The 13,348-nt window shown below is 71.1% G+C and carries 14 protein-coding genes; 9 read left to right on the forward strand and 5 right to left on the reverse strand.

The features are described from left to right. Entirely contained in the window at nt 1-1,323 is a 1,323-nt protein-coding gene (locus ACFULQ_RS36080) for a hypothetical protein (protein WP_383552170.1), read from the forward strand. Between the two features lie 101 nt (nt 1,324-1,424). Here ACFULQ_RS36080 and ACFULQ_RS36085 read toward each other — a convergent pair whose 3' ends face one another. Next, nucleotides 1,425-2,969 (reverse strand): peptide MFS transporter, encoded by a 1,545-nt coding sequence (locus ACFULQ_RS36085; RefSeq protein ID WP_383552173.1) that lies wholly within the window; start codon nt 2,967-2,969, stop codon nt 1,425-1,427. A 296-nt stretch (nt 2,970-3,265) separates the two neighbouring features. On the opposite strand from ACFULQ_RS36085, the gene ACFULQ_RS36090 reads away from it, so the two are divergent. Continuing rightward, nucleotides 3,266-3,943, forward strand: coding sequence for a response regulator transcription factor (locus ACFULQ_RS36090; protein WP_007382513.1), 678 nt, complete (start codon nt 3,266-3,268; stop codon nt 3,941-3,943). A 32-nt stretch (nt 3,944-3,975) separates the two neighbouring features. Beyond that, nucleotides 3,976-5,250 carry an ATP-binding protein gene (locus ACFULQ_RS36095; protein ID WP_383552176.1) on the forward strand — a complete coding sequence of 425 codons (1,275 nt, stop codon included), beginning with the start codon at nt 3,976-3,978 and terminating at the stop codon, nt 5,248-5,250. Nucleotides 5,251-5,404: 154 nt separating this feature from the next. On the opposite strand, the gene ACFULQ_RS36100 is transcribed toward ACFULQ_RS36095, so the two are convergent. Then, the gene (locus ACFULQ_RS36100) at nt 5,405-5,920 is read right to left on the reverse strand and encodes a GtrA family protein (RefSeq protein ID WP_383552178.1); all 516 of its coding nucleotides are present in this window, start codon (nt 5,918-5,920) and stop codon (nt 5,405-5,407) included. A 177-nt stretch (nt 5,921-6,097) separates the two neighbouring features. On the opposite strand from ACFULQ_RS36100, the gene ACFULQ_RS36105 reads away from it, so the two are divergent. The 3 genes from ACFULQ_RS36105 to ACFULQ_RS36115 are packed head-to-tail and all read left to right on the forward strand — an operon-like array spanning nt 6,098 to nt 8,960. Continuing rightward, complete coding sequence (locus ACFULQ_RS36105; RefSeq protein ID WP_383552181.1) at nt 6,098-7,258, forward strand: 5-(carboxyamino)imidazole ribonucleotide synthase; 1,161 nt, start codon at nt 6,098-6,100, stop codon at nt 7,256-7,258. A 20-nt stretch (nt 7,259-7,278) separates the two neighbouring features. Beyond that, entirely contained in the window at nt 7,279-7,776 is a 498-nt protein-coding gene (purE, locus tag ACFULQ_RS36110; RefSeq protein ID WP_383552208.1) for a 5-(carboxyamino)imidazole ribonucleotide mutase, read from the forward strand. Next, nucleotides 7,773-8,960 carry a dipeptidase gene (locus ACFULQ_RS36115; RefSeq protein WP_383552183.1) on the forward strand — a complete coding sequence of 396 codons (1,188 nt, stop codon included), beginning with the start codon at nt 7,773-7,775 and terminating at the stop codon, nt 8,958-8,960. Before purE ends, ACFULQ_RS36115 begins: the two co-directional genes overlap by 4 nt. Here the strand turns inward: ACFULQ_RS36115 and ACFULQ_RS36120 are convergent. Next, complete coding sequence (locus ACFULQ_RS36120) at nt 8,909-10,039, reverse strand: alkene reductase (protein ID WP_383552185.1); 1,131 nt, start codon at nt 10,037-10,039, stop codon at nt 8,909-8,911. The genes ACFULQ_RS36115 and ACFULQ_RS36120 overlap by 52 nt on opposite strands. Nucleotides 10,040-10,092: 53 nt before the next feature. Here ACFULQ_RS36120 and ACFULQ_RS36125 point away from each other — a divergent pair, with 53 nt between their 5' ends. Together ACFULQ_RS36125 and ACFULQ_RS36130 are read left to right on the forward strand one after the other, a co-directional pair. Further along, nucleotides 10,093-10,452, forward strand: coding sequence for a MerR family transcriptional regulator (locus ACFULQ_RS36125; protein WP_383552187.1), 360 nt, complete (start codon nt 10,093-10,095; stop codon nt 10,450-10,452). A 137-nt stretch (nt 10,453-10,589) separates the two neighbouring features. After that, nucleotides 10,590-11,702, forward strand: a complete 1,113-nt coding sequence (locus tag ACFULQ_RS36130; RefSeq protein WP_383552189.1) for a dipeptidase — start codon at nt 10,590-10,592, stop codon at nt 11,700-11,702. Nucleotides 11,703-11,708: 6 nt separating this feature from the next. On the opposite strand, the gene ACFULQ_RS36135 is transcribed toward ACFULQ_RS36130, so the two are convergent. Both ACFULQ_RS36135 and ACFULQ_RS36140 read right to left on the reverse strand, forming a co-directional pair. Next, a complete protein-coding gene (locus ACFULQ_RS36135) occupies nt 11,709-12,092 on the reverse strand; it encodes a VOC family protein (RefSeq protein WP_383552191.1) in 384 nt (127 codons plus the stop codon). Nucleotides 12,093-12,117: 25 nt separating this feature from the next. Continuing rightward, on the reverse strand, nt 12,118-12,477 hold the full coding sequence (locus tag ACFULQ_RS36140; RefSeq protein WP_383552194.1) for a VOC family protein: 360 nt from the start codon (nt 12,475-12,477) through the stop codon (nt 12,118-12,120). A 117-nt stretch (nt 12,478-12,594) separates the two neighbouring features. Between ACFULQ_RS36140 and ACFULQ_RS36145 the strand changes: the two genes are divergently transcribed. Next, a complete protein-coding gene (locus ACFULQ_RS36145) occupies nt 12,595-13,098 on the forward strand; it encodes a CGNR zinc finger domain-containing protein (protein ID WP_383552197.1) in 504 nt (167 codons plus the stop codon). The last annotated feature ends 250 nt before the right edge of the window (nt 13,099-13,348 follow it).

Genomic DNA, 13,348 nt, shown 5'->3' on the forward strand with positions numbered 1-13,348 from the left:
ATGCGAAGGAGAGTCCCACCGGCCGCCGGGCCGAGAAGAGCGGGCGCGGCCGGTGCGGCCCTCGCGCTGGTCGGGGCGGGCGTGGCGCTCGGCCTCGCCGCCGGGCCCGCCCAGGCCGCCGAGGTGTCGTTCGCGACCCGCTGTGTGCCGCCCGCGGGCGTCGGGCTCGACCCCGTCGAGGGCACCACCAAGGTCGAGATCACCGCGCCGGCCACGGCGAAGGTCGGCGACGAGATCGACGTGGTGTGGAAGTTCACCCAGGCCGCCTCCAAGAACCCGGACATCATCGACCTGCCCGCGAACTCGGTCCAGCCGACCGGCACCCTGAAGGCGGCCGGTGCGCAGAGCGCCGACATCGCCATGACCGGGCCGCGCGAGAACCCCGCGATCCCCAAGGGCGGCGACATGGTGCTGTCCGACATGAAGGGCACGCTGAAGCTGACGGCGGCCGGGGAGCTGACGCTGACACCGGGTGCGTACACGGTGAACGCGATGGGGACGAACACGGTGTGCACGCCGACGGGGACCGTGCCGACGGGGGCGACGCTGAGCGTGGCCCAGGGCGACGGGACATCGACGCCCACGCCGGACCCGACCGACACCGACACCGGCACCCCGACCCCGACGCCGACCCCCACCGACACGGACACCGGGAGCCCGACCCCGAGCGCCACCGAGTCCTCCGGTGACGGCCAGACCGACTTCACCGGCAAGGCGGTCGCCATCCCCTACACCTGCCAGTCACCCCTGGGCGAGAAGAAGGCGACCTCCGAGATCCAGATCAACGCCAAGAAGGACGGCGGCAGTTACGGCATCACCGTGCAGTTCAAGAACTCCCCGATGGACAGCCCGGCCGACATCCCCGCGGACTCCGTGAAGCCCTCCATGGAGGTCACCCTGGGCGGCGCCGACACCGGTTCGGTCTCCGTCGAGGGGCCCACCAACTCCGCGCCCATCAAGTCCGGCGACCCGATCGAGATCCCCGACATGACGGGCACGTACAAGCCGGGGGCCACGGGGGAGTCGACGCTGTCGCCGGGTGTCCTGACAATCAAGGCTCTGGGCACGACGACCACCTGCACGCCGGACAAGACGGAGGCCTCCCTCACCCTCACCACGGAGGAACAGGAGGGCGGCGCGTCCGGCGGGACTTCAGGCTCGGGCGGCACGTCAGGCACCGGCGGCTCCTCGACGAGCGGCGGCCTGGCGGCCACGGGCGCGGACGACCACGGGGCCCTGAAGGCACTGGGCCTGGTGGCGGGCACGGCGGTGCTATTGGGGGCGGCCGTGTTCACGTTCATGCCCGGGAGAAGGGCACGGTAGCCGACCTCAGGGGCGCGGGGAACCGCGCACGGCACGTGAAACCGACGGGGCCGCCGCAATCCACCCGGATCGCAGCGGCCCTGTCAGTTCAAGCCGGACTACTAGCGAACGTCCCCCATGAGGGCCTTCACCTTCCGTCGGTACATCCACACCGCGAACCCCGCGAGCGCGGCGAGCGCGGCCTCACCGAAGACGGCAGTCGTCCCGCTGAGGTCGACCCCCGCGATCGCCGGGTTGGACAGCAGGCTGGTGATCGAGTCGCCCGCGGTCACCGCGAGGAACCAGACGCCCATCATCTGCGAGGCGTACTTCGCGGGAGCCATCTTCGTCGTCACCGACAGACCCACCGGGGACAGGCACAGCTCACCCACGGTCTGGATGAAGTAGATGCCCACCAGCCACATCGGGCTGACCGCGGTGCCGTTGGCCGCCATGGCGATCGGGATCAGGAAGAAGAAGAACGAGACACCGATCAGGACCAGGCCCATCGCGAACTTCACGATGGTGCTGGGCTCCTTGCCCTTGCGGTTCAGCCACACCCACAGCCAGGCGAAGACCGGGGCCAGCGCCATGATGAACAGCGGGTTCAGCGATTGGTACCAGGAGGTCGGGAAGTCGAAGCCGAGCAGCGAGCCCGCCGTCTTCTGGTCGTTCGAGCCGAACGCCTGGACGGTGGACGCGCCCTGGTCGTAGATCATCCAGAACACGGCGGCCGCGACGAAGAACCAGATGTAGCCGGACATCTTCGACTGCTCGGCGGCCGTCAGCTCCTTGTCCCGCTTGATGCGCAGCAGCACACCCGCGGGGACGACCAGACCGATGACGGTGAGCGGGATCATCGCCCAGTTCAGCGTGAAGTGGCCGGTGAAGCCGACGACGCCGTAGAAGACGGTCGCGGCGATCACCCAGAACAGGCCCTTGCGCAGCCAGGCCGCGCGCTCCTCGGCCGCCAGCGGCTTGGGGACGACGCTGCTGGCCGGGCTCAGGTTGCGGGTGCCGATCAGGAACGCGGCCAGACCGATCGCCATGCCGACCGCGGCCATGCCGAAGCCGAGGTGCCAGCTGACCTCCTGGCCGACGGTGCCGATGGCCAGCGGGGCGAAGAAGGCACCGGCGTTGATGCCCATGTAGAAGATCGTGAAGCCGCCGTCGCGGCGGGGGTCGTCCGGGCCGTCGTAGAGGTGGCCGACCATCGTCGAGATGTTGGCCTTGAGCAGGCCGGAACCGGCCGCGACCAGCGCCAGGCCCGCGAAGAACGGTGCCTGGCCGCCGGGCAGCGCCAGCGTGAGGTGACCAGCCATGATCGTGACGGCGGCGATGGCCACCGTCTTGCGGGGACCCCAGACGCGGTCGCCGAGCCAGCCGCCGGGCATGGCGAGCAGATAGACCATCGCCGAGTAGACGGAGACGATCACGGTGGTGGTCGCCAGGTCCATGGCGAGGCCGCCGCCCATGCTGCCCTTGCCGGCGTCGGGGCCGCCGGAGAGCAGGTAGACGGTGAGCAGGGCCTTCATGCCGTAGTAGGAGAACCGCTCCCACATCTCGGTCATGAAGAGTGTGGCCAGTCCGCGGGGGTGGCCGAAGAAGGTCTTCTCGGAACCGGGGGTGCCCGGTGTCACCGAGTCCTTCGTCAGGCTGGACGCCATGGTCGTTCCTTGCTGGTGGGGGTTACCGCACACAAATGAGACCTTTGGCGACAGATGCGCGCCAAAGGTCCCCACGTTGCGACAGGCTTCGATTCACCATACGGCAGGACTGTGCCGGAAATGGAAGGACTTGAGACCTGAATCACAGGTGATGATGGAACCATACACTCGGTTTCTAAGGTCCCTACACGATTGGCACCCCACACTCACAGGTTCGCCCCAGAATCGTGAAAGGTAAGAATCACGCGGTTGCGATCACACCCCAGCATCTGTCAAGAGCGGTCTACCATCAGCTCATGACCCGTGTACTGCTCGCCGAGGACGATGCGTCCATTTCGGAGCCGCTGGCCCGCGCCCTGCGCCGGGAAGGGTACGAGGTCGAGGTGCGTGAGGACGGCCCCACCGCACTCGACGCCGGAATGCAGGGCGGCATCGACCTGGTCGTGCTCGACCTGGGTCTGCCCGGCATGGACGGCCTCGAGGTGGCCCGCCGACTGCGCGCCGAGGGCCACGCCGTACCGATCCTCATCCTGACCGCACGGGCCGACGAGGTGGACACCGTCGTCGGTCTCGACGCGGGCGCCGACGACTACGTCACCAAGCCCTTCCGGCTCGCCGAGCTGCTGGCCCGGGTCCGGGCGCTGCTGCGGCGCGGGGCCGCGGAGCCGGCCCAGCCGCCCGCCACCCACGGGGTGCGCATCGACGTCGAGTCCCACCGCGCCTGGATGGGCGACGAGGAACTCCAGCTCACCGCCAAGGAGTTCGACCTGCTGCGGGTGCTGGTGCGGGACGCCGGACGGGTGGTGACGCGCGACCAGCTGATGCGCGAGGTCTGGGACACCACGTGGTGGTCGTCGACCAAGACGCTGGACATGCACATCTCCTGGCTGCGCAAGAAGCTGGGCGACGACGCGGCCAACCCGCGGTACATCGCGACGGTACGAGGCGTGGGCTTCCGCTTCGAGAAGAGCTGAACCCCGGCCCCACGTGTAGCAGGTAAGAGGACATGCGCCGTCGACTGATCCAGTCCACGCTCGCCGTGGTGCTCGTGGTGATCGCCGTCTTCGGCGTCTCCCTCGTCATCGTCGAGACCCGCACCATCAGCAACAGCGCCCAGGAGCGGGTGGATTCCGAGGCGATCCGGCTGGCCGGGATCGTGGACAGCCGGTTGTTCGCCGCGGAGGACGTCACCGCGGAGATCCTGCGCGACCAGGTCGGGCCTGACCGCTACGCCGTGATCCGGATCTCCGGGAAGCCGCCGATCGAGGTCGGCGCCCGGCCCTCCGGTGAGGTCATCAGCTCCACCGAGAAGGGCGAGGAGGGCGAGACGGTCACCGTGCAGGAGCCGCGCTCCTCGGTGACCCGGGAGGTCGGCCGGACGCTCCTGATCATCGGCCTGGTGGCGCTGCTCGCGGTGATCGCGGCGGTGCTGCTCGCCATCCGGCAGGCCAACAAGCTGGCCTCGCCGCTCACCGACCTCGCCGAGACCGCGGAACGCCTCGGCTCCGGCGACCCGCGGCCCCGGCACAAGCGCTACGGCGTCCCCGAGCTGGACCGGGTCGCCGATGTGCTGGACTCCTCCGCCGAGCGCATCGCGCGCATGCTCACGGCGGAACGGCGGCTGGCCGCGGACGCCTCGCACCAGCTCCGTACGCCGCTGACCGCGCTGTCGATGCGCCTGGAGGAGATCACCCTCACCGACGATCCGGACACGGTGAAGGAGGAGGCGAACGTCGCGCTGACCCAGGTGGAGCGGCTGACCGACGTGGTCGAGCGGCTGCTGACCAACTCCCGTGATCCGCGCGCCGGAAACGCCGTCACCTTCGACCTCGACGAGGTCATCCAGCAGCAGCTCGCGGAGTGGCGGCCGGCGTACCGCAGTGCGGGGCGGGCGATCGTCAGCTCCGGCAAACGGCACCTCACGGCGGTCGGTACGCCGGGAGCGGTCGCGCAGGTCCTGGCCGCGCTGATCGAGAACTCCCTCATGCACGGCGGCGGCACGGTGGCCCTGCGCACCCGCGTCACCGGCAACCAGGCGGTCATCGAAGTCACCGACGAGGGTCCCGGCGTCCCCGCCGACCTCGGCGCCCGCATCTTCGAGCGCACGATCAGCGGCCGCAACTCCACGGGCATCGGCCTCGCGGTCGCCCGGGACCTCGCGGAGGCGGACGGCGGCCGCCTGGAGATGCTCCAGGCCCAGCCCCCGGTCTTCGGCCTGTTCCTGTCCCGCACCCCACTGAAGTCACCACTGGCGGACGAGGACGAGCCCACGGTTCGGTGAGGCGAGCTGCGCTGCTTGAGCGGTGACGGGTCGGTGGGAGCCGGTTGCTCTGCGGGTGCGGGCCGGTGGGGGCTGGCGTTTTTGCGCAGTTCCCCGCGCCCCTAAAAGCGTCGTCCCCGCGGCCCTGAAAGCCGAACGTCGGGCTCCCTGAACGTCACAGGACGCGCTGGCGGGGCCTGAGCTTCCTGGCTGCTGCCTGTTCCGCTTCCTCCAGGAAGGATTCCGCGCTGGCCACGGCCTCGCGGGCCGGGAGGGTCTTGAAGACCCAGCTGCGGTAGGACCAGAAGCGGAACAGGGTCGCGATGCCGATGCCGAGGAACTTGAAGATGTTGCTCTGGAGCGGGCTGTCCCAGCCGAAGCCGTAGGTCGCGGCGTACAGGATGCCGTTCTCGATGACCAGGCCGACCGCGCTGAACAGCAGGAACAGGGTCAGTTCCTTGGTGCGGCCGCTCTTGTCGCGGTCACGGTAGGTGAAGTACCGGAACCCGACGTAGTTGAAGGCGATCGCCACCACCGTGGCGATGACGCTCGCGCGGACCACCGGAAGGTCGGTGAGATGCCGGACGAGGTTGAAGACGAGGAGGTTGACGAGCAGACCCGCACCGCCGACCGCACCGAATTTCGCGACCTCGTGCACGATCCTTCGCAGCCCTGAGGAACCATGTCCCATGGTTGTACAGTCCCCCAGTCGGGTCGGTCAGTCGAGTGATTTCGTCAACTCAGCCATGCTAACCATCCCCCGTACCAGTTGCCTGTGGATGACCTCACAACAGAGAAACAAGCTGGTAAGAGGACCAGTAAGAGGCGCGGAATCCGGCCGCCGTGGCGCGACCGATACCCTGGGGTCGTGACGTTCCCGGTAGTCGGCATGGTCGGCGGAGGCCAGCTCGCTCGTATGACACACGAGGCAGGCATCCCGCTCGGCATCAGGTTCAAGCTCCTCAGTGACACCCCTCAGGATTCCGCGGCGCAGGTGGTGAGCGATGTCGTCATCGGCGACTATCGCGACCTCGACACGCTCCGCGAGTTCGCGAAGGGCTGCGACGTGATCACCTTCGATCACGAACACGTCCCCACCGAGCACCTCAGGGCCCTGGAGGCGGACGGCATCCCCGTCCGCCCCGGCCCCGACGCGCTCGTGCACGCCCAGGACAAGGGCGTGATGCGGGCGCGGCTCGACGCGATCGGCGTGCCGTGCCCACGGCACCGGATCGTGAGCGACCCGGCGGACGTGGCCGCGTTCGCCCGCGAAGGCCTTGCTGAAGGCGCCGAGGGCGACGGCTTCCCCGTCGTCCTCAAGACCGTCCGCGGCGGCTACGACGGCAAGGGCGTGTGGGTCGTGGACTCCGTCGAGGAGGCCGCCGACCCCTTCCGGGCCGGTGTCCCGGTCCTCGCCGAGGAGAAGGTCGACTACGTCCGCGAGCTCGCCGCCAATGTCGTACGGTCGCCGCACGGCCAGGCCGTCGCCTACCCGGTCGTCGAGTCCCAGCAGGTGAACGGCGTCTGCGACACCGTGATCGCCCCGGCGCCCGACCTCGACCGGGCGCTCGCGCTCAAGGCCGAGGAGATGGCCCTGAGCATCGCCAAGGAACTGGACGTCGTCGGCCACCTCGCCGTCGAGCTGTTCCAGACCCGCGACGGCCGCATCCTCGTCAACGAACTCGCGATGCGCCCGCACAACTCCGGCCACTGGTCGATGGACGGCGCGATCACCAGCCAGTTCGCCAACCACGTCCGCGCGGTCCTGGACCTCCCGCTCGGCGACCCCCGCCCCCGCGCGAAGTGGACCGTCATGGTCAACGTCCTCGGCGGCGACTTCCCCGACATGTACTCCGCGTACCTGCACTGCATGGCCCGCGACCCCCAGCTGAAGATCCACATGTACGGCAAGGACGTGAAGCCCGGCCGCAAGGTGGGCCACGTCAACACCTACGGCGACGACCTGGACGACGTTCTCGAACGCGCACGTCACGCTGCCGGCTACCTGAGAGGCACGATCACCGAATGAGCCCCGTTGTAGGCATCGTCATGGGGTCGGACTCCGACTGGCCCGTCATGGAGGCCGCCGCCCAGGCCCTCGACGAGTTCGAGATCGAGTACGAGGTCGACGTCGTCTCCGCGCACCGCATGCCGCGCGAGATGATCGCGTACGGCGAGCAGGCGGCCGAGCGCGGCCTGAAGGTGATCATCGCGGGCGCCGGGGGAGCCGCCCACCTCCCGGGCATGCTCGCCTCCGTCACCCCGCTTCCCGTCATCGGCGTCCCGGTCCCGCTGAAGTACCTCGACGGCATGGACTCGTTGCTCTCCATCGTGCAGATGCCGGCCGGCGTCCCCGTCGCGACCGTCTCCGTCAGCGGCGCCCGCAACGCCGGTCTGCTCGCGGCCCGCGTCCTCGCCGCCCACGACGAGGAACTCCTCGGCCGGATGCGGGAGTTCCAGCAGGAGCTCAACGACCAGGCCACCGAGAAGGGCAAGCGCCTGCGCTCCAAGGTCGAGGGCTCCAACGGCTTCGGCTTCGGCAAGTGACGGCCGCGGACCGGCTGGAGACGGCCCGGGAACTCCTGCGCGAGTTCCCGGTCGTGGACGGCCACAACGACCTCCCGTGGGCCCTGCGCGAACAGGTCCGCTACGACCTCGACGCCCGGGACATCGCCACCGACCAGTCCGCCCACCTGCACACCGATCTGGCCCGGCTCAGGTCCGGCGGGGTCGGCGCGCAGTACTGGTCGGTGTACGTCCGCTCGGACCTGCCCGAGGCGGTGCCGGCGACCCTGGAACAGATCGACTGCGTACGGCAGTTGCAGGCGCGGTACGCCGACACGCTGCGGCCCGCGCGCACCGCCGCGGACATGGAGGCGGCGCGCGGGGAAGGCCGTATCGCCTCCCTCATGGGCGCCGAGGGCGGCCACTCCATCGCCAACTCCCTCGCGACGCTACGCGCGTTGTACGCGCTCGGCGTCCGCTACATGACCCTCACCCACAACGACAACGTGGACTGGGCGGACTCGGCGACCGACGAGCCCGGCGTCGGGGGCCTGTCGGCGTTCGGCCGCGAGGTCGTGCGGGAGATGAACCGCGAGGGCATGCTCGTGGACCTCTCGCACGTGGCGGCGACGACCATGCGGGACGCGCTGGACGCGACGAGCGCGCCGGTGATCTTCTCGCACTCCTCCGCGCGAGCCGTGTGCGACCACCCGCGCAACGTCCCGGACGACGTCCTGGAACGCCTCCCCGCCAACGGCGGCATGGCGATGGTGACCTTCGTGCCGAAGTTCGTCCTCCAGGCCGCGGTCGACTGGACGGCCGCCGCCGACGAGAACATGCGCGAGCACGGCTTCCACCACCTCGCCACCACCCCGGAGGCGATGAAGGTGCACCGCGCCTTCGAGGAGCACCACCCGCGCCCGGTCGCCACGGTCGCGACGGTCGCCGACCACCTCGACCACATGCGCGAGGTGGCGGGCGTCGACCACATCGGCATCGGCGGCGACTACGACGGCACGGCCTTCACCCCCGACGGCCTGAGCGACGTCTCCGGCTACCCGAACCTCGTCGCGGAACTCCTGGACCGCGGCTGGTCCCGCCCCGACCTGGCCAAGCTGACCTGGCAGAACGCGGTACGGGTACTGGGCGCTGCGGAGGACGTGTCCCGCGACCTTCAGGTCACGCGGGGCCCGTCGAACGCGACCCTCGCCGCACTCGACGGCTGAGCGTCCAGGGCGGGGTAGTCGGTGTAGCCGTCCGCCCCGCCCACGTACATCAGGTAGCGGTCCCGCACGGGGTTGAGCGGTGCGCCGACGCGCAGCCGGGTCACCAGATCCGGGTTGGCGAGGAACGGCCGGCCGAGGGCGACCAGATCGGCGCCCGCGGCCAGCATCCCGTGCGCGGCCCGGGTGACGTCCTCGGTGGTGAGGCCGGGCAGGACCGGGTTGCCGATCAGGGTGCCGGGCCAGTCGGCGCGGATCCGGCGGTACCAGCGGGTCTCCGGGTCGGCGTGGACGACGTGCAGGTAGGCCGGGTCCAAGTCCCGCAGCCGGTCGAGAAGTGCCGGGTAGAGGGCGTCGGTGTCGTCCTCCAGGACGCCGTTGACCGTGCTCGCCGGGGAGATCCGTACGCCCACCCGGTCGGCGCCGATCGCGTCGGCCACCGCCTCGGTCACCTCCGCCGTGAACCGCACCCGGCGCCGCACGGAACCGCCGTACCCGTCCGTCCTGCGGTTGGTGTTCCCGGCGAGGAACTGGTGCAGCAGATGCCCGTTGGCCGAGTGCACCTCCACCCCCTCGAAGCCCGCGTCCACGGCCCGGCGGGCGGCCGCGGCGAAGTCGGCGACGGTGGCCCGGATGTCGTCGGCGGTCATCTCCCTCGGCACGACCGCCGGCCGGTGTCCGCCGGGGGTGAAGATCGTCTCCGGCAGCGGTACGGGGGAGGGCGCCACCGGCGTCAGGCCCGTGGTGTCCGGATGGCTCACCCGGCCGCCGTGCTGGAGCTGGAGGAACATCCGCCCGCCTGCCGACCGGACGGCCCCGGTCACCCTGCGCCACCCCGCCATGTGCCGGTCGGTGTGGATCGCGGTGATGTTCGGGTACGTCTGCCCGACCGCGTTCGGCGTCGCGGCCTCGCCGATGATCAGGCCGGCGGAGGCGCGCTGGGCGTAGTAGGCGGTCATCAGGTCGGTCGGGGTGCCGTCGGGGTCCGCGCGGTTGCGGGTCAGGGGGGCCATGACGAGGTGGTGGGGGAGGACGAGGCGGCCGAGTCGGGCCGGTGCCAGGAAGTCGGTCGTCGGCGTCATGGGCGTACCGTAGAACCTCACATCGATGTCAGATTCAAGCCCGAGGGGGCCGCGTGCGGATCGGTGAACTGGCCCGGCGTACCGCCGTGAGCGAGCGGTCGCTGCGCTACTACGAGGAACAGGGCCTGCTGACGGCCGACCGCACCCCGGGCGGCCACCGGGACTACCCGGAGGCCGCGGTCGACCGGGTCGTGCGCATCCAGGAGCTGTTCGCGGCCGGACTGCACAGCGCCCGGATCGCCCAGCTCCTGCCCTGCATGCGGGACACCGACGGCGGCCCCTCGGCCGTCGCGACCCCGCGTCTGATCGCCGACCTCACGGCGGAACGCGACCGCATCGACCGCACGATCGCCGACCTCCTGCGCTCCCGGGACACCCTGGACGAGGTGATCGAGGCGGCCAGGCGCGCCTAGGCCCCGGCCCGTGCGCGGTGGCCCCGAGTCGGCTCCGGAGCGTACCCCCGAACGCCCCGCCCACCAGGAAGCCCCCCGCGCTCCGTGCGACGGTGACCGTACGGCGATCAGGAAGATCACGACGTACGGAGCCCGTCATGGCAGACCTCCAGGACGAACTGCAGCCCCCGGCCGAGCTGGGAGAGCTGCCCCAGCTCTTCGGGGCCGTGCCGGGGCTGTACACCCCCGTCTCCGACCCGGACGGCGAGCCCCTGGAGCGCGCCCGCGCCATCCTCGCCGCGCACCCCGTCGCCGACGGCTACAGCGGACTGCCCTGGGCCCTGAGGCACCTGCCCTGGTTCGACCTGGAACTCGGCGAGAGCGCCGTGGACACGGATGTGCCGCGGCTCAGGGAGGGGCACGTGGGCGCTCTGCTGTGGTCGCTGCACCTGCCCGAGGGACTCGACGGGGACCGGGCGGTGGGAGCCACGCTGGAGCAGCTCGACCTGGTCAAGACGGTCGTCCGCAACCATCCCGAGGGCCTGCGCCTTGCGCGTACGGCGGGCGAGACCACCGACGCCCACAACTGCGGCCGCGCCGCCGTCCTGCTCGGCCCGGCCGGTGCCGCCGCCCTCGGCGACTCGCTCGGCATCCTGCGCTCCCTGCACGCCCTCGGACTGCGGGCCCTCACCCTGTCCGGGGTGTCCTGGGCGAGCGAGGCGGGGCTGACCCGGTTCGGCGAGGAAGTGCTGCGCGAGATGAACCGGCTCGGAGTCCTCGCCGACCTCTCCGGCGCCTCCGAGGCCACCATCCGGCGGGTCCTCGCGGTCTCCAAGGCGCCCGTGCTGTTCACCCGCTCCGCCGCCCGCGCCCTGCGCCCGCACCCCGCCAACCTCCCCGACGACCTGCTCGCCGAGGTGGGCGCCGCCAAGGGACTGTGCATGGTGCCGCTGACCGCCGAGCAGACCGGCCCGACGGTCCGGGACGTCGCCGACCACCTCGACCGGGTGCGCGCGGTCGCGGGCGCCGAGTGCGTGGGACTGTCCGGCACCTACGACGCCGGGACCGCCCACCCGCAGGAGCTCGGCGACGCGTCCTGCTATCCGCACCTCGTCGCCGAGCTGCTGCGCCGCGGCTGGGAGGAGATCGACCTCGCGCTGCTGACCTGGGGCAACGTCCAGCGGGTGCTGCGTGAGTCCGACTTCACCGCGCGGGCGGCACAGCAGCGCCGGGAGCCGTCCACGGCGAGGATCGCCGAACTGGACGGCTAGCCGGGCCTACAGCGGGTCGATCCGGCACAGGCAGAACGGATGCCCCGCCGGATCCGCGTACACCCGGAAGTCCTCCTTGTCCTCTGCGTGCAGCGGCCGCGCACCCAGCTCCAGCACCTTGGCCTCCGCCGCGTCGATCTCCTCCCAGGTGCTGCCGGCCTCGAGGTCGAGGTGGAACTGCTGGGAGTTGCGGTCGGCGCGCGGCCACTCCGGTGGGGTGAACCCCGGCGCGCTCTGGAAGGCCAGCCGGGGCCCGGCGGGGACCCGCAGGACGACCCAGTCGGGGTCGTCGTCCTCCGGGGTGCCGCCCACGATGCCCGCGTAGAAGCGGGCGAGCGCGCGGGGGTCCGGGCAGTCGAGCACGACGGAACGGAAGCGGGCGACGGTCACGGGTCTCCTCCTGGTCGGACGGGGTTCAGCAGGCGCAGAGGCAGAACGGGTGCCCAGCCGGGTCCGCGTACACACGGAAGCCGCGGGAGCGGTCCTCGGTGTCCAGCGGCCTGGCCCCGAGCGTCAGCACCTCCTGCTCGGCCGCGTCCAGGTCCTGGACGGTCAGGTCCAGGTGGAACTGCTGCGAGGCGTCGGGGGCGGGCCACTTCGGCGGTACGAATCCGGGGGCGGCCTGGAAGGCCAGCGACTGTCCGCCGGGGACCTTGAGGTCCACCCAGTCGCCCTCGCCCTCGATGCTGCCGCCGAGGACACCGGCGTAGAAACCGGCGAGCGCGCGGGGGTCGGGACAGTCGAGTACGACGGTTCCGAGTTCGGCGATGGCCATGGCTTCCTCCTTGAAGCGGGGTTACCTGTAGAGCCGGGTAACCAGTAACGGTTACCGCATGCTCCCGTATGGGGAGTAACGTCGCAAGGGAATTCACGAGGTAGGTAGCGTGCAGCCATGAGTGAGCGATCGCCCGCGCCCGGGGGGCTGGCCCTGGTCCAGTCCCTCGTCAACACGCTCGACCTGGAGTCGGGGGCGGACGCGCTGGAGACGGCGGAGGGGCGGGCGCGGTTCGCACTCACCGAGGGCGAGGCTGCCGGGGCCCGGGAGCTGCGCGAGTCGCTGCGGGTCGCCCTGCTGGCGCACGCCGGGCACCCGCCGCACCGGTCCGTGACGCCCTTGGGGGAACTGCTCGCGGCGGCGCCCCTGCTGGTGACGGTCTCCACGGCCGACGGCGCGGCCGCCCTCGCCCCCGCCGACACCCGGCCCCTGCTCTCCCGCGTCGCCGCCGCCGTCGCCGAGTCGCTGGTCGCGGGCACCTGGACCCGGCTGAAGGCCTGCGAGGCCGTGGACTGCCACTGGGCGTACTACGACCGAAGCCCGGCGGGACGGGGGCGGTGGTGCTCGATGCAGGTGTGCGGGGCCCGGGCGAAGATGCGGCGGTACCGGGCGAGGGGGTGAGCGCGGGGACGGCTGGGTCACCTGCGGTACGGCGGGCTCGGACACCGTGGGTGTCGGGGGCGGGGCCGGCATCGTCATCGCAGGTGCCGAGCGGACCGGCGCCGAGCGGACCGGCCGGGGGACAGGGAGCGGCGGCGCGGTGGTGGCACAGTGGGCAGAGTGACGGGTGTCATCCCCAACTCCTTGGAAAGCGGTTCCCGAAATGTGGTGGGGGTGTGGAGAATGGACGCGAACGCCGCTCCGGCCGACC

This window comes from Streptomyces sp. NPDC057253, from assembly GCF_042669125.1.
GTDB lineage: Bacteria > Actinomycetota > Actinomycetes > Streptomycetales > Streptomycetaceae > Streptomyces.

Coding starts and splice junctions, on each gene's coding strand:
- ACFULQ_RS36100 (WP_383552178.1), bottom strand. CDS start 5,920: ATGGGACATGGTTCCTCAGGGCTGCGAAGGATCGTGCACGAGGTCGCG.
- ACFULQ_RS36140 (WP_383552194.1), bottom strand. CDS start 12,477: ATGGCCATCGCCGAACTCGGAACCGTCGTACTCGACTGTCCCGACCCC.
- ACFULQ_RS36090 (WP_007382513.1), top strand. CDS start 3,266: ATGACCCGTGTACTGCTCGCCGAGGACGATGCGTCCATTTCGGAGCCG.
- ACFULQ_RS36120 (WP_383552185.1), bottom strand. CDS start 10,039: ATGACGCCGACGACCGACTTCCTGGCACCGGCCCGACTCGGCCGCCTC.
- ACFULQ_RS36095 (WP_383552176.1), top strand. CDS start 3,976: ATGCGCCGTCGACTGATCCAGTCCACGCTCGCCGTGGTGCTCGTGGTG.
- ACFULQ_RS36130 (WP_383552189.1), top strand. CDS start 10,590: ATGGCAGACCTCCAGGACGAACTGCAGCCCCCGGCCGAGCTGGGAGAG.
- ACFULQ_RS36085 (WP_383552173.1), bottom strand. CDS start 2,969: ATGGCGTCCAGCCTGACGAAGGACTCGGTGACACCGGGCACCCCCGGT.
- ACFULQ_RS36145 (WP_383552197.1), top strand. CDS start 12,595: ATGAGTGAGCGATCGCCCGCGCCCGGGGGGCTGGCCCTGGTCCAGTCC.
- purE (WP_383552208.1), top strand. CDS start 7,279: ATGGGGTCGGACTCCGACTGGCCCGTCATGGAGGCCGCCGCCCAGGCC.
- ACFULQ_RS36080 (WP_383552170.1), top strand. CDS start 1: ATGCGAAGGAGAGTCCCACCGGCCGCCGGGCCGAGAAGAGCGGGCGCG.